Genomic DNA, 20555 nt, shown 5'->3' with positions numbered 1-20555 from the left:
CTGGTAAGTCCTCCGGGCGGCGAATCCGCGGGAGCCGGTCTGGCTCCTGTAGAAACCAAGAAGTCAGCCCCCAAGGAGACCGAACCGTGAAGAGCGCCGTGGAGACCCTGAACCCGACTCGGGTTCGGCTCAGCATCGAGGTGCCCTTCGAGGAGCTCAAGGACAGCCTCGACGCGGCGTACAAGAAGATCAACCAGCAGGTCACGGTGAAGGGCTTCCGTAAGGGCAAGATCCCCGCCCGGGTCATCGACCAGCGCTTCGGCCGTGGCGCCGTGCTGGAGGAGGCCGTCAACGACGCGCTGCCGAAGTTCTACACGGAAGCGGTCAACGAGGCCGAGATCGACGTCCTCGGCCAGCCCGAGGTCGACATCACGGAGCTGAAGGACGGCGAGACGCTGAACTTCACCGCCGAGGTCGACATCCGTCCCTCCCTCGAGCTCCCCGAGGACTTCTCCTCCATCGAGGTCGAGGTCGACGCCGTCGAGGTGACCGAGGAGGACATCGACAAGTCGGTCGAGCAGCTCCGTGAGCGCTTCGCCTCGACCTCCCCGGTCGAGCGCGCCGCCGGTGACGGTGACGTGGTGACCGTCGACCTGGAGGCCAAGGTCGACGGCGAGATCCTCGAGGACGGCGTCGCCAGCGGCGTCTCCTACACCATCGGCTCGGGCGAGCTGCTGGAAGGCATCGACGAGGCCGTGAAGGGCCTGGAGGCCGGTGGCGAGGCCACCTTCACCTCCGAGCTCAAGGGCGGCTCGGCGGCCGGCAAGGCGGCCGAGGTCACCGTCAAGGTCACCCAGGTCGCCGCCCGTGAGCTCCCCGAGCTGGACGACGAGTTCGCGCAGCTCGCCTCCGAGTTCGACACCCTCGAGGAGCTCAAGGCGGACAGCCGCAAGCGCCTCGAGAACATGAAGCAGTACGACCAGGCCACGCAGGCCCAGGAGCGCGTCCTGGACAAGCTGCTGGAGCTCGTCGAGGTGCCCGTCCCCGAGAAGCTGCTCGAGGACGAGGTCAACACCCGCAAGCACAACCTGGAGCACCACCAGCTCGGCCAGATGGGCCTCGACCTCGACAAGTACCTGGAGATCCAGGGCAAGACCGCCGAGGAGTTCGAGACCGAGACCCGTGAGGCCGCGGTCAAGGGCATCAAGACCCAGTTCGTCCTGGACGAGCTCGTCAAGCGCGAGAAGCTGAACGTCAACCAGGAGGAGCTCACCGAGCACCTCATGCGCCGTGCCGCTTCTTCCGGCATGTCCCCCGACCAGTTCGCCCAGGCGGTCGTCGAGGGCGGCCAGGTTCCGCTCCTGGTCGGCGAGGTCGCCCGCGGCAAGGCTCTGGCCACGGTCGTCGAGACCGCCACGGTGAAGGACACCAACGGCGAGGTCATCGACCTGGACGACGACGAGGACGAGGCCGAGGAGAACACCGCCGAGGCGGCGACCTCCGAGGAGAACACCGAGGCCTGAGCGGCCTCGCGTCACCTCTGACGCAGAGACGCAGACACGAGGGGCCCCGGAGCGCTGTGCGCTCCGGGGCCCCTCTGTCACAGGACGGCCATGAGCCGTCATGGGCTGCCTGCGGGCCGGCGAGGACTGTCGTGAGCAGCCGCGTAGGTCTGTCGTGGGCCGCCGCCGCCCGTCGTGGGGCACGGCGGCGCGGAGACGCGTCAGGGGCGTGGGCCGAGCGGGGGCCGGGTGCGGGGGTGTGCTTCGGCGCGGCGGCGGGGCGTGCTGCGGCGCGGTGGACCGGACGGTGCCGGACGGCCGTCTCGGCGGGGGAGGCGTGGCCCCGTCGAGCATCGCGACCGCCCGCGGACGGTTCGCGGCCTCCCGCGGACGGGACCCCGCGTCTACGCCCCCGGCGAACACTCTCCTCTCCGGGATTCCCCGAAGGGACCCGCGCGTTAGGGTCCATGAGTACGAGGGCAGGGGAGTCTCCGTTGCCCCCAGCAGTACACGTGAGACGGCCCGGCGCCGTCGTAAGACGAGCAGGTGGATACGTGACGAATCTGATGCCCACAGCCGCCGGCGACCCCATCGGTGGTGGCCTCGGCGACCAGGTCTACAACCGGCTGCTCGGCGAGCGGATCATCTTCCTCGGCCAGGCGGTCGACGACGACATCGCCAACAAGATCACCGCACAGCTGCTGCTCCTTGCCGCCGATCCGGACAAGGACATCTACCTCTACATCAACAGCCCCGGCGGTTCGATCACGGCCGGCATGGCGATCTACGACACGATGCAGTTCATCAAGAACGACGTGGTGACCATCGCCATGGGTCTCGCGGCCTCCATGGGCCAGTTCCTGCTCAGCGCGGGGACGCCCGGCAAGCGCTTCGCGCTGCCGAACGCCGAGATCCTGATCCACCAGCCCTCCGCGGGCCTGGCGGGTTCGGCCTCCGACATCAAGATCCACGCCGAGCGGCTGCTGCACACCAAGAAGCGCATGGCCGAGCTGACCTCGCAGCACACCGGCCAGACGGTCGAGCAGGTCACCCGTGACTCGGACCGCGACCGCTGGTTCGACGCGTTCGAGGCCAAGGAGTACGGCCTCATCGACGACGTCATCCCGACGGCCGCCGGCATGCCGGGCGGCGGCGGTACCGGGGCGGCCTGAGGACCACTGACGGCAGCAGGGCCGCACAGGGCGCTCCCCGGAGCCCCTGACCCCCTGAGGCCCTGAGGCCTTCCGGAGTCTCCGGGTGTCCCCGGACCCCTGCGGAGTCTCGAAGCACTCGAAGGCTGCCGGAGTCCCGAACGTCTCCCGGAGCACTCCTGGAGACGACCGAGGCTCCCCGGAGCTTCAAGGCTTCGGAGCCCCTTGGAGGCCCTTCGGGACTCCCGGACTCCCCGAGGTCTCCGGATTGCGCACCGCGGAGTCCGGAGTTGCGGAAGTCCCCTCGGAGGCCCGGAAGCCCCAAGAGTTCAGGGAGCCCCTCGAGGGCCTCTCCAGGCCCTTCGGGGTCGAGTAGGTCCTCCCCGGGTCACCGAGGCCCCCGGAAGCCGTCAGTACCCCATCCAGCCCCTCCAGCCCACCGCCCCAGTCCTCTTTCCAGGAGACACCGTGAACGACTTCCCCGGCAGCGGCATCTACGCCCGCACCGAGGCCGAGTACACCGGCCCCCGCGCCGAGTCCCGCTACGTCATCCCGCGCTTCGTCGAGCGCACCTCGCAGGGCGTCCGCGAGTACGACCCGTACGCGAAGCTCTTCGAGGAGCGAGTGATCTTCCTCGGCGTGCAGATCGACGACGCCTCCGCCAACGACGTCATGGCACAGCTGCTGTGCCTGGAGTCGATGGACCCCGACCGGGACATCTCGGTCTACATCAACAGCCCCGGCGGCTCCTTCACCGCGCTGACCGCGATCTACGACACGATGCAGTTCGTGAAGCCCGACATCCAGACCGTCTGCATGGGTCAGGCGGCCTCCGCCGCCGCGATCCTGCTGGCGGCCGGTACGCCGGGCAAGCGCATGGCGCTGCCGAACGCGCGGGTGCTGATCCACCAGCCGTACAGCGAGACCGGCCGCGGTCAGGTCTCCGACCTCGAGATCGCCGCCAACGAGATCCTCCGGATGCGCGCGCAGCTGGAGGACATGCTGGCCAAGCACTCGACCACGCCGATCGACAAGATCCGCGAGGACATCGAGCGCGACAAGATCCTCACGGCCGAGGACGCGTTGGCGTACGGCCTGATCGACCAGATCATTTCCACCCGCAAGCTGAACAACAACTCGCTCGTTTGACGCACGCGGTCGTCCCGTTCGAGCCCCCTCGGCACGATGTGTCGCGGTCCACGTCACAGTGAACCGTGCCAAGGGGGGCCCGAACGGGGGCCCAGGCAAGGTACCGTCGGAATAAGGCAGCACCAGGAGCCGCTGGATTCGTAAGCGTCCAGTCGTCTCCCAGGCGAAGGGGAAGCACACCGTGGCACGCATCGGTGACGGCGGCGATCTGCTCAAGTGCTCGTTCTGCGGCAAGAGCCAGAAGCAGGTCAAGAAGCTCATCGCAGGGCCCGGTGTGTACATCTGCGACGAGTGCATCGACCTCTGCAACGAGATCATCGAGGAAGAGCTCGCGGAGACGAGCGAGGTCCGCTGGGAGGAACTCCCGAAGCCGCGCGAGATCTACGAGTTCCTCGAGGGCTACGTGGTGGGTCAGGAGCCCGCCAAGAAGGCCCTGTCGGTAGCGGTGTACAACCACTACAAGCGCGTCCAGGCCGGTGAGAACGGCGGCGGCCAAAGCCGCGAGGACGCCATCGAGTTGGCGAAGTCCAACATCCTCCTGCTCGGCCCCACGGGCTCGGGCAAGACGCTCCTGGCGCAGACCCTGGCGCGCATGCTGAACGTCCCGTTCGCGATCGCCGACGCGACGGCGCTGACCGAGGCGGGCTACGTCGGCGAGGACGTCGAGAACATCCTGCTGAAGCTGATCCAGGCCGCGGACTACGACGTCAAGAAGGCCGAGACCGGGATCATCTACATCGATGAGATCGACAAGGTCGCGCGCAAGAGCGAGAACCCCTCCATCACCCGTGACGTGTCGGGCGAGGGCGTGCAGCAGGCCCTGCTGAAGATCCTGGAGGGCACCACGGCCTCGGTCCCGCCGCAGGGCGGCCGCAAGCACCCGCACCAGGAGTTCATCCAGATCGACACGACGAACGTGCTGTTCATCGTGGGCGGCGCCTTCTCGGGCCTGGAGAAGATCATCGAGTCCCGGGCCGGCGCCAAGGGCATCGGGTTCGGCGCGACGATCCGCTCCAAGCGCGAGCTGGAGTCCAAGGACCAGTTCGAGGCCGTCATGCCGGAGGACCTGGTCAAGTTCGGCATGATCCCGGAGTTCATCGGCCGTCTCCCGGTCATCACCTCGGTCCACAACCTGGACCGCGAGGCGCTCCTGCAGATCCTGATCGAGCCGCGCAACGCGCTGGTCAAGCAGTACCAGCGGCTCTTCGAACTCGACGGTGTGGAGCTGGACTTCGAGCGGGAGGCCCTGGAGGCCATCGCCGACCAGGCCATCCTCCGCCAGACCGGTGCCCGCGGCCTGCGCGCCATCATGGAGGAAGTCCTCCAGGCGGTCATGTACGAGGTGCCGTCCCGCAAGGACGTGGCCCGCGTCGTCATCACGGCGGACGTGGTCCTCTCCAACGTCAACCCGACCCTGATCCCGCGCGACGCCCGCGGCGGCCGCGGCCCGGGCGAGCAGAAGACGGCGTAGCCGTCGCAGAAACCGAACAAGCGGGTGCCCGGTGAAGGTTCACCGGGCACCCGCTTGTTCGGTCTACGCCCTCACCAGGCCCCGCGATCTACCTACCAGTACTGGTTGGTCCCGGTGGCCGTCACGCACATCTGGAGTAGGGCGTCACCTTCGAACACAGCCACCTGCGCCCAGGCCTGCCGAACACCGGCCGAGTCCGTGAGGTTCGTCCCCCAGCTTTGGGAGTTTCCGGCGCCGGCGTAAAGACGGTGCCACGCCCAGTAGGCGTTTGTGCCGTTGCTCCTCCGGGTGATGAGCCGCACCCCCACGCTGTGTCCATCCGCCTTCATGTCCGCGACGGACAGAGTCAGCGGGTCCAACTTCGTTTGGCTGGCGTAATTCCACTTGCCTCCGCCACTCGCCCCGGCTACGGCAACGCCGGCGCTGAAGCACGAGTGCTCGTAGGTCGCAGCAGCTGCGGGAGTGGCAGCGAGCGGTACCGCCAGTGATGCCACGGATGCCGCGATGAGCAAGAAAGAGCGATTTCGCATGGGTCCCCGATTCGCATGCCGAATGACATGACCATGTTAAGTGACCCGCTGTAACAGTCGGGTGATCCTATGCGAGCTGTGTTGCGCGTCATCTCGGTGCAGCCTGAGTGGGTCCATGGACCCGGGCGGGCGTCGGCACCCCGTTGCAGGCGCCTCCGGCGGTTTCTCAGGACGTGACGCGGGCTTCCTTGCGTACTCCGGCTGCTATCTGTGCCGACTCGTCCAGCGTGTACGTCTTCGAGCCGGCTGTCGGCTCCACCACGCCCATGGTGCTGTAGTCCGCCCAGATGCACATGTAGGTCTTCTGGGTCTTCTTGGTGACCTCGTTGGTGCTTTCGGCCTGTTGGCACTTCATCACGGCTCCGTCGAGGTCGTCGGGAGTCACCGTCTCGGCGTCGCCGATCAACTTCACGTCGTCGTCTGACCCCGACTTCATCTGGGTCAGGGTGATGTCGAGAGCCTGCTCGGGGTCCTTCACCGTGCCGTAGATGCCGAAGAAGGTGACGTTCTCGGCGGTTTCCGTCTTCGCGAGTTCGCTCGGGTCCGTGGTGTCGATGGATGTGAGGTCGATGGTGGAGTAGATGGCGCCGATGGACGTGGCGTTGCTGACTCCCGCCTGGGTCAGGTCCTTCTCGTCACTCGCGCTCGCCTTCTCCTCCTTGGCGTCTCCCATCCGCTTGTACTTGCTCGCCAGCAGGGAAGCCGGAGCCGTCAGTTTGTGCGGGCCGTCGTCCTTCAGCCCGCCCGCGCCGCCGCCCCCGCCGATCACGAAGTACGCGCCCACGCCGATCGCGGCCACGACCGCGACCGCGCCGATGATGATGCCCGCCTTCTTGCCGCCGCCGCCCGGTGCCGGGGGCTGCGGGACCCCGTAGGGGGCCTGGCCGTAGGGCGGCTGCTGGCCGTACGGGGGCTGCTGGCCGTACGGAGGCGTCGGCTGCTGGCCGTACTGCGGCTGCTGGCCGTAGGGCGGGGTCTGCGGGGGGACGCCCTGCGGGGGCTGCTGCTGCGGGTAGCCGTAGCCGGGCTGCGGGGCGGGCGGCTGCTGGGGGTGGCCGTAGCCGGGCTGCGGTGCCTGGGGCGGCTGGCCGTACGGACCTGGCTGGCCGTACGGTCCGGGCTGCTGAGGCGGTCCGCCGTACGGGCCCGGCTGGTTGTGACTCATTTCTGGGTTCCCCTCCAGTGCTTATGTGATTTTCACATCCTGGCTCAAAGCCAGCACCGGTACGGCGGCGGGGCCCTCACCGTTACAGAGGAAACACGTTTCGGGACGGCGCCGTGACACCCCTAAACTGGCCCCGTGACCGACAACGCTCAGCAGCAGCCATCAGCGCCCCACACCGAACTGCCGACCCAGTACGCGCCGGCCGACGTAGAGGGGCCGCTGTACGAGCGCTGGGTGGAGCGGGGCTACTTCGAGGCCGACGCGAAGAGCGAGAAGCCCCCGTACACCGTCGTCATCCCCCCGCCGAACGTCACGGGCAGCCTGCACCTCGGGCACGCCTTCGAGCACACGCTCATCGACGCCCTCACCCGCCGTAAGCGCATGCAGGGCTTCGAGACGCTGTGGCAGCCCGGCATGGACCACGCCGGCATCGCCACGCAGAACGTCGTCGAGCGGGAGCTGGGCAAGGAGGGCAAGTCCCGGCACGACCTGGGCCGGGAGGCGTTCGTCGAGCGCGTCTGGCAGTGGAAGGGCGAGTCCGGCGGCCAGATCAGCGGCCAGATGCGCCGCCTGGGGGACGGCGTCGCGTGGTCGCGTGAGCGCTTCACCATGGACGAAGGTCTCTCCCAGGCCGTCCAGACCATCTTCAAGCGGCTCTACGACGACGAGCTCATCTACCGCGCCGAGCGCATCATCAACTGGTGTCCGCGCTGTCTCACCGCGATCTCCGACATCGAGGTCGAGTACCAGGACGACGACGGCGAGCTCGTCTCCATGAAGTACGGCGACGGGGACGAGACCATCGTCGTCGCCACGACCCGCGCCGAGACGATGCTCGGTGACACGGCCGTCGCCGTCCACCCCGACGACGAGCGCTACCGGCACCTGGTCGGCAAGCAGATCCGGCTGCCGCTGACCGACCGGTCCATCCCGGTCGTCGCCGACACGCACGTCGACCCGGAGTTCGGCACGGGCGCGGTCAAGGTGACCCCGGCCCACGACCCGAACGACTTCGAGATCGGCCAGCGCCACGACCTGCCGTCCCTGACCGTCATGGACGAGCACGCCGTCATCACGGCCCACGGCCCCTTCCAGGGCCTGGACCGGCTCGAGGCCCGCTCCGCGATCGTCGCCGCCCTGCGCGCCGAGGGCCGGATCGTCGCCGAGAAGCGGCCGTACGCCCACTCCGTCGGCCACTGCTCGCGCTGCAAGACCACCATCGAACCGCGGCTGTCCATGCAGTGGTGGGTCAAGGTCGGCCCGCTGGCGAAGGCCGCCGGTGACGCCGTCCGCGACGGCCGCGTCAAGATCCACCCCCAGGAGATGGAGAAGCGCTACTTCGACTGGGTCGACAACCTCCACGACTGGTGCATCTCGCGGCAGTTGTGGTGGGGTCACCGCATCCCGGTCTGGTACGGGCCGAACGGCGAGGTCGTCTGCGTCGGTCCCGACGACGAGGCGCCGACCGGCGAGGGCTGGCGTCAGGACACCGACGTCCTCGACACCTGGTTCTCCTCCGGCCTGTGGCCGTTCTCCACGCTCGGCTGGCCCGAACAGACCGAGTCGCTCGCGAAGTTCTACCCGAACTCCGTCCTGGTCACCGGTTACGACATCCTCTTCTTCTGGGTCGCCCGGATGATGATGTTCGGCCTCTACGCGATGGACGGCACCCCGCCGTTCCACACCATCGCCCTGCACGGCATGGTCCGCGACCAGTTCGGCAAGAAGATGTCCAAGTCCTTCGGGAACGCGGTCAATCCGCTGGACTGGATGGACAAGTACGGCTCCGACGCACTCCGGTTCACCCTGGCCCGCGGCGCCAACCCCGGTGTCGACGTCCCGATCGGCGAGGACTGGGTCCAGGGTTCCCGCAACTTCGCCAACAAGATCTGGAACGCGACGCGTTTCGCGCTGATGAACGGCGCCACGGTCGACGGCCCGCTGCCGGACGCCTCGCAGATGTCGGCGACGGACCGCTGGATCCTGTCCCGCCTCAACTCCGTCGTCGCCGAAGTGGACGCGCTCTACGAGGACTTCCAGTTCGCGAAGCTCTCCGACGCGCTGTTCCACTTCGCCTGGGACGAGGTCTTCGACTGGTACGTCGAGCTGTCCAAGACGACGTTCATGGCCGGCGGCGAGCCCGCGAAGGTCTCCGGCCGCGTCCTCGGCGAGGTCCTCGACGTCACCCTCAGGCTGCTGCACCCGGTGGTCCCGTTCGTCACGGAGACGCTGTGGACCACGCTCACCGGTGGTGAGTCCGTCGTCATCGCCGAGTGGCCCAAGGACAGCGGGTTCCGGGACACGGCGGCCGAGAAGGAGATCGAGAGTCTCCAGTCGGTCATCACCGAGGTCCGCCGGTTCCGCGCCGACCAGGGCCTGCAGCCGGGCCAGCGGGTCCCCGCCAGGCTGACGCTCGACGGCACGGCGCTCGCGCCCCACGAGACCGCCATCCGCCAGCTCCTCCGCCTCCAGCCGGAGGGCGACGCCTTCTCGGAGACGGCGACGCTCCCGGTCGCGGGCGCCACGGTCGCGCTGGACCTGTCCGGCACGATCGACGTGGTCGCGGAGCGCAAGCGCCTGGCCAAGGATCTGGCGGCCGCCGAGAAGGAGAAGGCCCAGGCCGAAGCCAAGCTCGGCAACGAGGCCTTCCTGGCGAAGGCCCCGGACAACGTGGTCGAGAAGATCCGCACCCGCCTCGCCAAGGCGGACGAGGACATCGCCCGCATCCGTACCCAGCTGGAGCGCCTGCCGCAGGCGTAGGGCACCGTAGGGCACCACGACGACGAAGGCCCCCGCGACCGTCACGGTTGCGGGGGCCTTCGCCCACGTCCGACACCGGCCGTCCGTAGACTGGCCCCGTGAGCGAGCTCCCCCCGAACGGCAACCAAGACGACCTGCCCGACCCCCTCGATCCCTTCGACGAGATCATCGCCGAGGAGACCGACCGCGACCCGGACCTCGCGGTCATCGAAGCCGGCAGCCGCACCCTGCGCACCCAGGGCGGCGCGCCGCAGGCGGACGTGCCCACGCGTCCTCAGAATCCCGAGGTCGACAAGGCCCTGCGGGAGGTCGAGGCGGAGCTGGCCACCCGCTGGGGCGAGACCAAGCTGGAGCCCTCGGTCGACCGCATCGCCGCCCTGATGGACGTGCTGGGGGACCCGCAGCGGTCGTATCCCTCGATCCACATCACCGGGACCAACGGCAAGACGTCCACCGCCCGCATGGTCGAGGCCCTGCTGAGCGCCTTCGACCTGCGCACGGGCCGGTACACCTCCCCGCACGTCCAGTCGATCACCGAGCGGATCAGCCTGGACGGCGCGCCGATCTCCGCCGAGCGGTTCATCGAGACGTACGACGACATCAAGGCGTACGTCGAGATGGTCGACGGCATGCAGGAGTACCGGCTCTCCTTCTTCGAGGTGCTCACCGGCATGGCGTACGCCGCCTTCTCGGACGCGCCGGTCGACGTCGCCGTCGTGGAGGTGGGGATGGGCGGCTCGTGGGACGCGACCAACGTGATCGACGGTGACGTCGCCGTCGTCACGCCCATCGACCTGGACCACACCGACCGGCTCGGGGAGACGACCGCCGAGATCGCCGCCGAGAAGAGCGGGATCATCAAGCAGGACGCCACCGTCATCCTGGCCCAGCAGCCCGTCGACGCGGCCCAGGTGCTGCTGAAGAAGGCCGTCGAGGTCGACGCCACGGTGGCCCGGGAAGGTCTGGAGTTCGGGATCGTCGCCCGCCAGGTCGCCGTCGGCGGACAGATGCTCACCCTGCGCGGCCTGGGCGGCGAGTACCCCGAGGTGTACCTGCCCCTGCACGGCCCCTACCAGGCGCACAACGCGGCCGTCGCGCTCGCCGCCGTCGAGGCGTTCTTCGGCGTCGGCTCGCAGCGTCCCGAGCCGCTCGACATCGACACGGTCCGCAAGGCCTTCGCGGCCGTCTCCTCGCCGGGCCGCCTCGAGGTCGTACGGCGCTCACCGACCGTGGTCCTCGACGCCGCCCACAACCCGGCCGGCGCCCGTGCCACCGCCGAGGCCGTCGGCGAGGCCTTCGACTTCAGCCGGCTGATCGGCGTGGTCGGGGCCAGCGGGGACAAGAACGTGCGGGGGCTGCTGGAGGCCTTCGAGCCGATCTTCGCGGAGGTCGTCGTCACCCAGAACTCCACTCACCGCGCGATGGACGCGGACGAGCTGGCCGCGATCGCCGTCGAGGTGTTCGGCGACGACCGCGTCCAGGTCGAGCCGCGGCTGCCCGACGCTCTGGAGGCGGCGGTCACGCTCGCCGAGGAGGAGGGCGAGTTCGCGGGCGGCGCGGTGCTGGTCACCGGTTCCGTCATCACAGTCGGCGAGGCCCGGCTGCTCCTCGGGAAGGGCTGAGATCCCCACCATGCGTACGCTCTGTTCCTCGACACTGATCGGCGAGTTCTTCGTCATCGGCTTCGCCGGCCTGGTCGCCATGAAGGACGCCGACCTGTCCACCGCCACGGTGTGGACGGTGTGCGGCATCGCCATGTTCTTCAGCGTGCTGCTGTGCGGCATGGTCACCCGGCCCGGGGGCGTCGCCCTCGGCTGGGCGCTCCAGATCGCCCTTGTCGCGTCCGGCTTCTTCGTCCCGATCATGTTCTTCCTGGGGGTGCTCTTCGCGGCCCTGTGGTGGGCCTCCGTGCACTTCGGGCGGAAGGTCGACGAGGCGAAGGCGCGCTTCGCCGCCCAGGCGGCCGCAGGCTCTCCGGATACTGTTGACGCTGCGTGACAAACGCCCGGACGCGACCTGTAACCTCATCCCACCGCACACACCGGCTGTAGAAACACACCGGCAGTAGAAGGAGTCACCTCGTGAGCCAGCGCACCCTCGTCCTGCTCAAGCCCGACGCCGTCCGTCGTGGCCTGACTGGCGAGATCATCAGCCGTATCGAGCGCAAGGCCGGCTGGCAGATCACCGCGCTGGAGCTGCGCACGCTGGACCAGGACACGCTGGAGCAGCACTACGGGGAGCACAAGGGCAAGCCTTTCTACGAGCCGCTGGTGGAGTTCATGGCCTCCGGTCCGGTCGTCGCGCTGATCGTCGAGGGCGACCGGGTCATCGAAGGCGTGCGCGGGCTCGCGGGTCCGACCGACCCGATCGCCGCGGCCCCCGGCTCCATCCGCGGTGACTTCGGCGTGATCGTCCGCGAGAACCTGATCCACGCCTCCGACTCCGAGGAGTCCGCCGAGCGCGAGGTGAAGATCTTCTTCCCCGGTCGCGTCTGACACCGACGCCCGACATGCCGGTCGCCAGGGCCTGAAGCGGGCGATCGAGGGAACGTGAGCCCCCGAACGCCCGTCTCCGGGAGCGAACCCACACAGCATCTGCAAACAATGGCGGAGACCGCTCCGCAGTGTTCGTGCAGGCGCGTTTACGATGGAAGCCTTCACGTCACAGCACCCACCTCGCCGACCTGATAAGCCCTCAAAGCTCATGGAAGGCCAGTCGAATCCTGATGGGGAACTCAATGTCGTTCATCGGCCGTGACATGGCTGTCGACCTCGGGACCGCCAACACGCTGGTGTACGTCAGGGGTCGCGGGATCGTACTCAACGAGCCGTCCGTCGTCGCGATCAACACCAACACCGGTGGCATCCTCGCGGTCGGCGCCGAAGCGAAGAAGATGATCGGGCGCACCCCCGGCAACATCGTTGCCGTGCGTCCGCTGAAGGACGGCGTGATCGCCGACTTCGAGATCACCGAGCGGATGCTCCGCTACTTCATCCTGAAGATCCACAAGCGGCGGTATCTGGCTCGTCCGCGGGTCGTCGTCTGTGTGCCCTCGGGCATCACGGGGGTCGAGCGCCGCGCCGTCATCGAGGCGTCGACCCAGGCCGGCGCCCGTCAGGTGCACATCATCGAGGAGCCCATGGCCGCGGCCATCGGCTCCGGCCTGCCGGTCCACGAGGCGACGGGCAACATGGTGGTGGACATCGGCGGCGGCACCACGGAGGTCGCGGTCATCTCGCTCGGCGGCATCGTCACCGCCCAGTCCATCCGCGTCGCGGGTGATGAACTGGACAACGCGATCATCCAGCACATCAAGAAGGAGTACAGCCTCCTCCTCGGTGAGCGGACGGCCGAACAGATCAAGATCACGATCGGTTCGGCCTACGACCTCGACGACGACCAGCACACCGAGATCCGCGGCCGGGACCTCGTGTCCGGGCTGCCCAAGACCGTCGTCATCTCGGCCGCCGAGGTGCGCAAGGCGATCGAGGAACCGGTCAACGCGATCGTCGACGCCGTGAAGACCACGCTCGACAAGTGCCCGCCGGAGCTGTCCGGCGACATCATGGACCGCGGAATCGTTCTGACCGGCGGCGGAGCCCTGCTGCGCGGCCTGGACGAGCGGCTGCGCCGCGAGACCGGCATGCCCATCCACATCGCCGAGGACCCGCTGGACAGCGTGGCCCTCGGCTCCGGGAAGTGCGTGGAGGAGTTCGAGGCCCTCCAGCAGGTCCTGGACGCCGCGCCCCGCAGATGACGTAACGCTTCGATTCCGCCGTACGGGATGATCCCTTCTCGTGCGGCGGATCGTTGATATTGCGGCATAAGCTCCCACAAAGCGCCCTTGGTCATCCTGGCCCGGGGCTACCCCAATTCCTGATCCTGTTTCTTGATTCCTGTTCTTGGTTTCTTCTCGAGGAAGGGCACGGCCGCCGCACGTGAGGGACACACGAGAGAGCCGGCTGCTCCTGGTGCTGCTGATCGCCGTAGCGTTCGCGCTGATCACGGTGGACATCCGGGGTGGGGAGGATTCCCCGGTCGACGGTGCCCGGCAGGCCGCGGCCGCGGCCTTCGGCCCGATCGAGAACGGCGTGTCGTCGGCGGTGGATCCCGTCGGCAACGCCGTCTCCGCCGTCCGGGACTCCGGTGAACGCCACGACCGGCTCACCGATCTGGAGAAGGAGAACGCGGCTCTCAAGGCCAAGCTCGGCAGCGACGACCGCAACCGCAGCCGGCTGGCGCAGCTGGACAAGATGCTGAAGATCGCCGGCACCGGCCAGTACGGCATCAAGGGCGCGGAGGTCATCGCGATAGGAGCGGCCCAGGGCTTCTCCTGGACCATCACCATCGACGTCGGCGCGAACGACGGCGTCAAGCGCGACATGACGGTCCTCAACGGGGAGGGTCTGGTCGGGCGGGTCACCACCGTCGGGCCGAACACCGCGACGGTGCTCCTGGCCAGCGACCCCGACTTCACCGTCGGCACCCGGATGGAGGCGTCCGACGAGCTCGGTTTCGCGTCCGGACAGGGCGACCGGCCGCTGCGCGTCGAACTCCTCAACGGCAAGGCCGAGGTGAAGAAGGGCGACCGGCTCGTCACCTTCGGCTCGCAGGCCGACAAGCCCTTCGTGCCCGGCGTCCCCGTCGGAGTCGTCTCCCGCGTCGACCCCTCGGGTGGCGATCTCACCCGCACCCTCTACGTCACGCCGTACGTCAGCTTCACCAAGCTCGACATCGTGGGCGTGGTCGTCGAGGCTCCGAAGAAGGACCCGCGCGACACCGTGCTCCCCTCGAAGCCCAAGCCGGTCCCCACGCCGACGGTGACCGTCACGGTCACTCCGAACGCGAACGCACCCGTAGACGGCCAGCAGCAGTAGGAGCTGACACCCCCATGCGCGTCAACCGGATCCTGCTCTCCGTCCCGCTGGTCGTCGTCGCCCTGGTGATCCAGGTGAGCGTCCTCGCCCGGCTCCACCTCCCGGGCGCCGTCCCCGACCTCCTCCTGCTCACCGTGCTGGGCCTGGCCATGGTCTACGGCCATGTCGGCGGCGCGCTCATCGGCTTCGGCGCCGGTCTGCTCGCCGACCTCGCGCCGCCCGCCGACCACGCCGCCGGGCGCTACGCCCTCGTGCTGTGCGTCATCGGCTACCTCGCCGGGCTCGTCAAGCCCGAGAGCGGGCAGATCAAGTCGGCCACCGGCCCGATGGTCGTGGTCGTCGGCGCCGCGATCGGCTCCACCCTGCTGTACGCCGGAGTGGGCGCCCTCGTCGGCGACACCGCAGCCCGCCATGTCGGCCTCACCGGGCTGCTGTTCACGGCCGGTCTGTACGACCTGCTGCTGGCCCCGTTCGTCGTTCCCGCGGTCATGTTCCTGGCGCGACGCGCCGACAACGACCCCCTCGCGGAGACCAACTCGGCCGCCAAGAGCCCGGACATCTCGTCCGGCTGGCTCTCCTCCGGTACGGGTCTCAGGATCGGCGGGCAGCGCAACGGGCTGAAGTTGAAGGCGGCCCGCTCACGCGGGGCGCGCGCCGGTCGTATCAAGGGGGTCAAGCGGCTGTGAGCGTGGGCGCCGGCGCGCGGGGCGCGCCAGAGGACGGATCACCCGAACGGGGAACTTCCCGCGGAACGCGGCCGCACAGGCTGATCGTTCATCATTCGTCCGCGCACAGATGTCCGCGTACCGATGGCGCGTACGGAGAGGGGGAGGCACCGCAGTGACCAACATTCCCGAGACCGGTCGGACCCCACGGGTCCAGATCAGGCTCGTCGTGATCCAGATCCTCGTCCTCTCCCTGCTCGGCACCCTCGGCGGCCGCCTGTGGTACCTCCAGATCCGGGAGGGCGCCGAATACGCCAAGGAGGCCTCCGGCAACCACGTCCAGCAGGTCGTCGAGCCCGCCGTACGCGGCTCGATCCTGGACGCGCGCGGGGTGGCCCTCGCCGACAACGAGACGCGGCTCGTGGTCTCCGCCTCCCGCACCGACCTGCTGAAGCAGAAGGACGACGGCAAGGCGGTCCTGGCCAAGCTCGCGGGAGTCCTCGGCATGAGCGCCGAGGAGGTCGCGCAGAAGGTCCGGCTGTGCGACGCCAAGACACCCCAGCCCTGCTGGAACGGCTCGCCCTACCAGCCGATCCCGATCACCGACGAGGCCACCGCCAAGCAGGCCCTGCAGATCCGCGAGCGCGCCGAGGACTTCCCCGGCATCACCGCCGAGCCCGAGGCCGTGCGTCGCTACGCCGCCCCCGGCAACGCCAACACCGCCCAGGTCCTCGGTTACCTCTCCCCGGTGACGGACGCCGAGATCACCAAGGCCCAGGACACCGACTCGCCCTATCTGCGCTCCGACCAGGTCGGCCGCAGCGGCCTGGAGCGCCAGTACGACAAGGAGCTGCGCGGCAAGGCCGGTGTCACCCGGTACGAGGTGGACAACCTCGGCCGTGTCATCGGCCAGGCCGAGGCGGACGCGGCCCAGCCCGGCTCCAACCTCGTCACCAGCATCGACGCCCGCGTCCAGCGGGTCGCCGAGTACGAGCTGAACAACGCGATGAAGATCGCTCGCACCCAGTTCGACAAGATCACCGGCGAGAACTACAAGGCCGACTCCGGCGCCGTCGTGGTGATGGAGGCCAAGACCGGCCGCGTCGTCGCCATGGCGTCCGCCCCGGCCTACGACCCCAACGTCTGGGTCGGCGGCATCTCGGCCAAGGACTACAAGAAGCTCACCGGGAAGAACTCGGACTACCCGCTGCTGAACCGGGCCATACAGGGTCAGTCGGCGCCCGGCTCCACCTTCAAGGTGGTCTCCACGGCCGCGGCGGTCGAGGCCGGCTACGAGTGGGACGGCGGCTACCCGTGCACCAGCTCGTACTCGGTGGGCGGCCAGGTCTTCAAGAACTTCGAGGGGGAGAGCTTCGGCCCCATCTCGCTCGGCCGGGCCCTGGAGGTCTCCTGCGACACCGTCTTCTACGGTCTCGCGGACCGGGAGTGGAAGAGGGACGGCGGCATCAACCCGGCCAAGGGTGAGCCCAAGGACTACTTCTACAAGGCCGCCCACCAGTTCGGTCTCGGCAAGGAGACCGGCATCGACCTGCCCAACGAGGTCACCGGCCGTGTCCCGGACCGTCAGTGGAAGGAGTCCTACTGGAAGGCCAACAAGGACTCCTGGTGCAAGTACGGCAAGAAGGACGGCAGTTACGTCGAGAAGATCGCGTACGAGAACTGCCTCGAGGGCAACAAGATGCGCGAGGGCGACTCGATCAACTACTCCATCGGTCAGGGCGACACCCTCGTCACCCCGATCCAGGAGGCCGTGATCTACGGGGCGCTCGCCAACGGCGGCACGATGTACACCCCGACCATCGGCAAGGCGATCGTCAGCGCCGACGGCAAGACCGTCCAGGAGATCAAGCCCAAGGTCCAGGGCAAGCTGCCGGTCGACCAGGCGACGATCAAGGGCATGGACGCCGCGCTGGAAGGCGTGGTCACGCGCGGTACCGCCGCCTGGAAGTTCGGCGGCTGGCCGCAGGAGGAGATCCCGCTGCACGCCAAGACCGGCACCGCGGAGGTCTACGGCAAGCAGACGACGTCCTGGCTCGCCACGTACAGCAAGGACTACACGGTCGTCATGACGATCGCTCAGGCCGGTACCGGCTCGGGCGCCTCGGGTGAGGCCGTACGGCACATCTACAACGCGATGTACGGCGTCGCCGACGACGGCAAGATCGACAAGAAGAACGCCCTGCTGCCCACCCCGCAGACCACCCTGCCGAAGGTCCAGGCGGACGGCACGATCAAGGCCCCGAAGGTCTCCAAGGACCCGGCGAAGGAACAGCGCGTCAGCCAGCAGGGCACGCCGCAGCCGGACGAGACGCAGCCGGGGGCCACCGTGCAGCAGAACACGGGCACCAACCGCGACACCCGCAGGCGACGGCGGAAGAGGGGAAGCCGGAGGATGTGCACATGACCGGCGCGAACGGTTTCTCCGTCTCCGGATACGGGCCCGAGCGGGCCGGCTGGACCCGGGTCTTCGCCCGTGACTCGCTGGCCCGGCGGCTGGACTGGCCGATACTGATGTCGGCGATCGCCCTGTCGCTGATCGGCTCGGTCCTGGTCTACTCGGCGACCCGCAACCGCACCGAGATCAACCAGGGCGACCCGTACTTCTTCCTCGTCCGGCACCTGATGAACACCGGCATCGGCATCTGCCTGATGATCGGGACGGTCTGGCTCGGCCACCGCACCCTGCGCAACGCGGTACCGGTCCTCTACGGCCTCTCGCTCATGGGCATCCTGGCGGTCCTGACGCCGCTGGGCTCGACGGTCAACGGCGCCCACTCCTGGATCGTGGTGGGCGGCGGATTCTCGCTCCAGCCCTCGGAGTTCGTGAAGATCACGATCATCCTGGGCATGGCGATGCTGCTCGCGGCCCGGGTCGACGCCGGCGACAAGCTCTACCCCGACCAGCGCACGGTGCTCCAGGCCCTCGGGCTCGCGGCCGTCCCCATGCTGATCGTGATGCTCATGCCCGACCTCGGTTCGGTCATGGTCATGGTGATGATCGTGCTGGGCGTGCTGCTGGCCTCCGGCGCCTCCAACCGCTGGGTCTTCGGACTGCTCGGCGCGGGCGCGGCCGGCGCGATCGCGGTCTGGCAGCTGCACATCCTGGACGACTACCAGATCGCCCGCTTCGCCGCCTTCGCCAACCCCAGCCTCGACCCCGCGGGCGTCGGCTACAACACCAACCAGGCGCGGATCGCGATCGGCTCCGGCGGCCTCACCGGCGCCGGGCTGTTCCACGGGTCACAGACGACGGGCCAGTTCGTCCCGGAGCAGCAGACGGACTTCGTCTTCACCGTCGCGGGCGAGGAACTGGGCTTCATCGGCGCGGGCCTGATCATCGTCCTGCTCGGTGTCATCCTCTGGCGTGCCAGCCGCATAGCTCGCGAGACGACGGAGCTGTACGGCACGATCGTCGCCGCGGGCATCGTGGCCTGGTTCGCCTTCCAGTCCTTCGAGAACATCGGGATGACCCTGGGGATCATGCCGGTGACGGGCCTTCCGCTGCCGTTCGTCTCCTACGGCGGCACGTCCATGTTCGCGGTGTGGGTGGCGCTGGGGCTGCTCCAGTCCATCCGGGTGCAGCGGCCCATGTCGGCGTGAGCGGCGCGAAGAGGAACCGGACCTCTGGTTTTCCCCTGGTCGGGCCGTGACTCGGGTCCCGGGCGCACTGCCGGTCGGGCCCGACTCCGACTAGGTTCGACGCATGACGGAGACGAAACGCGAGATCGAGCGCAAGTACGAATCCGAAGAGAGCGGGCTGCCGGACCTGACCGGTGTCGCCGGGATCGCGTCCGTGGTCGACAAGGGCGTCACCGAGCTCGACGCGACCTACTACGACACCTCCGACCTGCGCCTGGCCTCGGCCTCCATCACCCTGCGCCGCCGCACCGGAGGCTCCGACGCCGGCTGGCACCTGAAACTGCCGGTCGGGCCCGGTGTCCGGGACGAGATCTCGGCCCCGCTCTCCGACGTCGTACCCGACGAACTCGCCGGGCTGGTCCGCTCCCGCGTCCGCGAGGGGCAGCTCGTGCCCGTGGTGCGGCTGCGCTCCAGCCGGGACATCCGCGAACTCATCGACTCCCGGGGCCGGCTGCTCGCCGAGGCGAGCGTGGACGCCGTACGCGCGGACCGGAAGTTCGGCGGCGAGGGCCGGGCCGAGTGGACCGAGATCGAGGTGGAACTCGCCGACGGCGGCGACCCGGTCCTGCTCGACAAGGTGGAGAAGCGGCTGCGCAAGGCGGGCGTACGGCCGTCGAAGTCCGCGTCGAAGCTGGCGCGGGCGCTGGCGGAGACGAAGGGCGGGCGTCCTCGGCCGGAGGGCAGGGGCCCCGCCGAGCCCGTCACCGCCGGCGACCACGTTCTGGCGTACATCCGTGCCCAGCGGGATGCGATCGTCGCGCTCGACCCGGCCGTGCGCCGGGACGTCGAGGACTCGATCCACGACATGCGGGTCGCCACCCGCCGGCTGCGCAGCACGTTCCGCTCCTTCCACAAGATCTTCGACCGGCAGGTCACCGACCCGATCGGCGCCGAACTGAAGTGGCTGACCGGGGAACTGGGCGTGGGCCGCGATCACGAGGTGCTGACCGAACGGCTGGACGCGGCGCTCGACGAACTGCCCCCCACCCTGATCTCCGGACCGATCGAGGACCGGCTGAGCACCTGGGCCAAGGCCAAGGGGCACGGTTCCCGCCGCCGGCTGCTCGGCGTACTCGACTCGCCGCGCTATCTGGCGCTCCTCGACAGCCTGGACGCCGTGGTCAGCGACCCGCCGACGCTCGACGCGGCCGCCAAGAAGCCGCACAAGGTGCTGGCCAAGGCCGTGCGCAAGGACTTCCGGAAGGTGTCCGCGCTGGTCGAGGAGGCCATGGAGCAGCCGCCCGGTACCGACCGCGACCTCGCGCTGCACGAGGCCCGCAAGAAGGCCAAGCGGACGCGGTACGCGGCCGAGACGGCCTGCCCGGTCCTCGGCGGCCCGGCCAAGGCGCTGGTCAAGACCATGAAGTCGCTCCAGAGCCTGCTCGGCGACCACCAGGACAGCGTCATGGCCCGCACCACGCTGCGGGAACTGTCCGCCGTGGCGCACGCGGCGGGCGAGAGCGACTTCACGTACGGCGTGCTGTACGCCCGTGAGGAGCGGCGTGCCGAGCGGGTGCAGGAGGCCCTCCCGGCGGAGTGGAAGAAGACCGGCGGGTCGATGGAGGTCTAGCACCGGGATCCCGGCCGCCGTATCCGGGCGGCCGGGTTCCGCACGGACGGGGGAGTCCTCCGAGCGGGTTAGGCTTGATGGTCACCCCTGTCCCCATCAGCTCACGAAGGTAAGC

At 68.9% G+C, this 20555-nt stretch carries 15 protein-coding genes; 14 read left to right on the top strand and 1 reads right to left on the bottom strand.

Annotation, left to right across the window (positions count from 1 at the left end; all coding sequences use genetic code 11):
• Positions 1–86 precede the first annotated feature (86 nt).
• The 4 genes from tig to clpX all read left to right on the top strand — a co-directional run bounded on the left by tig (position 87) and on the right by clpX (position 5213).
• Complete coding sequence (gene tig / locus QF030_RS15850) at positions 87–1463, top strand: trigger factor (RefSeq protein WP_307163324.1); 1377 nt, start codon at positions 87–89, stop codon at positions 1461–1463.
• A 545-nt stretch (positions 1464–2008) separates the two neighbouring features.
• Positions 2009–2614 (top strand): ATP-dependent Clp protease proteolytic subunit, encoded by a 606-nt coding sequence (locus QF030_RS15845; RefSeq protein ID WP_028806515.1) that lies wholly within the window; start codon positions 2009–2011, stop codon positions 2612–2614.
• 447 nt (positions 2615–3061) lie between these two features.
• Positions 3062–3742, top strand: coding sequence for an ATP-dependent Clp protease proteolytic subunit (locus tag QF030_RS15840; RefSeq protein ID WP_307163323.1), 681 nt, complete (start codon positions 3062–3064; stop codon positions 3740–3742).
• Between the two features lie 181 nt (positions 3743–3923).
• Positions 3924–5213 (top strand): ATP-dependent Clp protease ATP-binding subunit ClpX, encoded by a 1290-nt coding sequence (clpX, locus tag QF030_RS15835; RefSeq protein WP_307163322.1) that lies wholly within the window; start codon positions 3924–3926, stop codon positions 5211–5213.
• 696 nt (positions 5214–5909) lie between these two features.
• Here the strand turns inward: clpX and QF030_RS15830 are convergent.
• Positions 5910–6908 (bottom strand): hypothetical protein, encoded by a 999-nt coding sequence (locus tag QF030_RS15830; protein ID WP_307163321.1) that lies wholly within the window; start codon positions 6906–6908, stop codon positions 5910–5912.
• Between the two features lie 135 nt (positions 6909–7043).
• Here QF030_RS15830 and QF030_RS15825 point away from each other — a divergent pair, with 135 nt between their 5' ends.
• From QF030_RS15825 to QF030_RS15780, 10 genes are all read left to right on the top strand, one after another.
• Positions 7044–9668: a valine--tRNA ligase gene (locus tag QF030_RS15825; RefSeq protein ID WP_307163320.1), complete on the top strand. Its 2625-nt coding sequence runs from the start codon at positions 7044–7046 to the stop codon at positions 9666–9668.
• A gap of 98 nt (positions 9669–9766) precedes the next feature.
• Entirely contained in the window at positions 9767–11290 is a 1524-nt protein-coding gene (folC, locus tag QF030_RS15820; RefSeq protein ID WP_307163319.1) for a bifunctional tetrahydrofolate synthase/dihydrofolate synthase, read from the top strand.
• Positions 11291–11300: 10 nt separating this feature from the next.
• Positions 11301–11666, top strand: coding sequence for a DUF4233 domain-containing protein (locus QF030_RS15815; RefSeq protein WP_307163318.1), 366 nt, complete (start codon positions 11301–11303; stop codon positions 11664–11666).
• Positions 11667–11749: 83 nt separating this feature from the next.
• Positions 11750–12163, top strand: a complete 414-nt coding sequence (gene ndk, locus QF030_RS15810) for a nucleoside-diphosphate kinase (protein WP_307163317.1) — start codon at positions 11750–11752, stop codon at positions 12161–12163.
• A 242-nt stretch (positions 12164–12405) separates the two neighbouring features.
• A complete protein-coding gene (locus tag QF030_RS15805) occupies positions 12406–13425 on the top strand; it encodes a rod shape-determining protein (RefSeq protein WP_020127820.1) in 1020 nt (339 codons plus the stop codon).
• A gap of 181 nt (positions 13426–13606) precedes the next feature.
• Positions 13607–14545, top strand: a complete 939-nt coding sequence (gene mreC, locus QF030_RS15800; RefSeq protein WP_307163316.1) for a rod shape-determining protein MreC — start codon at positions 13607–13609, stop codon at positions 14543–14545.
• 14 nt (positions 14546–14559) lie between these two features.
• A complete protein-coding gene (gene mreD, locus QF030_RS15795) occupies positions 14560–15231 on the top strand; it encodes a rod shape-determining protein MreD (RefSeq protein ID WP_307163315.1) in 672 nt (223 codons plus the stop codon).
• A 154-nt stretch (positions 15232–15385) separates the two neighbouring features.
• Positions 15386–17635, top strand: a complete 2250-nt coding sequence (mrdA, locus tag QF030_RS15790) for a penicillin-binding protein 2 (RefSeq protein WP_307163314.1) — start codon at positions 15386–15388, stop codon at positions 17633–17635.
• A complete protein-coding gene (gene rodA / locus QF030_RS15785; RefSeq protein WP_307163313.1) occupies positions 17632–18831 on the top strand; it encodes a rod shape-determining protein RodA in 1200 nt (399 codons plus the stop codon). The genes mrdA and rodA overlap by 4 nt, the downstream gene beginning before the upstream one ends.
• 103 nt (positions 18832–18934) lie before the next feature.
• On the top strand, positions 18935–20440 hold the full coding sequence (locus tag QF030_RS15780) for a CYTH and CHAD domain-containing protein (protein ID WP_307163312.1): 1506 nt from the start codon (positions 18935–18937) through the stop codon (positions 20438–20440).
• Positions 20441–20555 lie beyond the last annotated feature (115 nt).

The sequence above is a fragment of the Streptomyces rishiriensis genome (genome assembly GCF_030815485.1).
In the GTDB taxonomy this organism is placed as follows: Bacteria; Actinomycetota; Actinomycetes; order Streptomycetales; family Streptomycetaceae; genus Streptomyces; species Streptomyces rishiriensis_A.
This window is presented reverse-complemented; position numbering and strand designations above follow the sequence as displayed.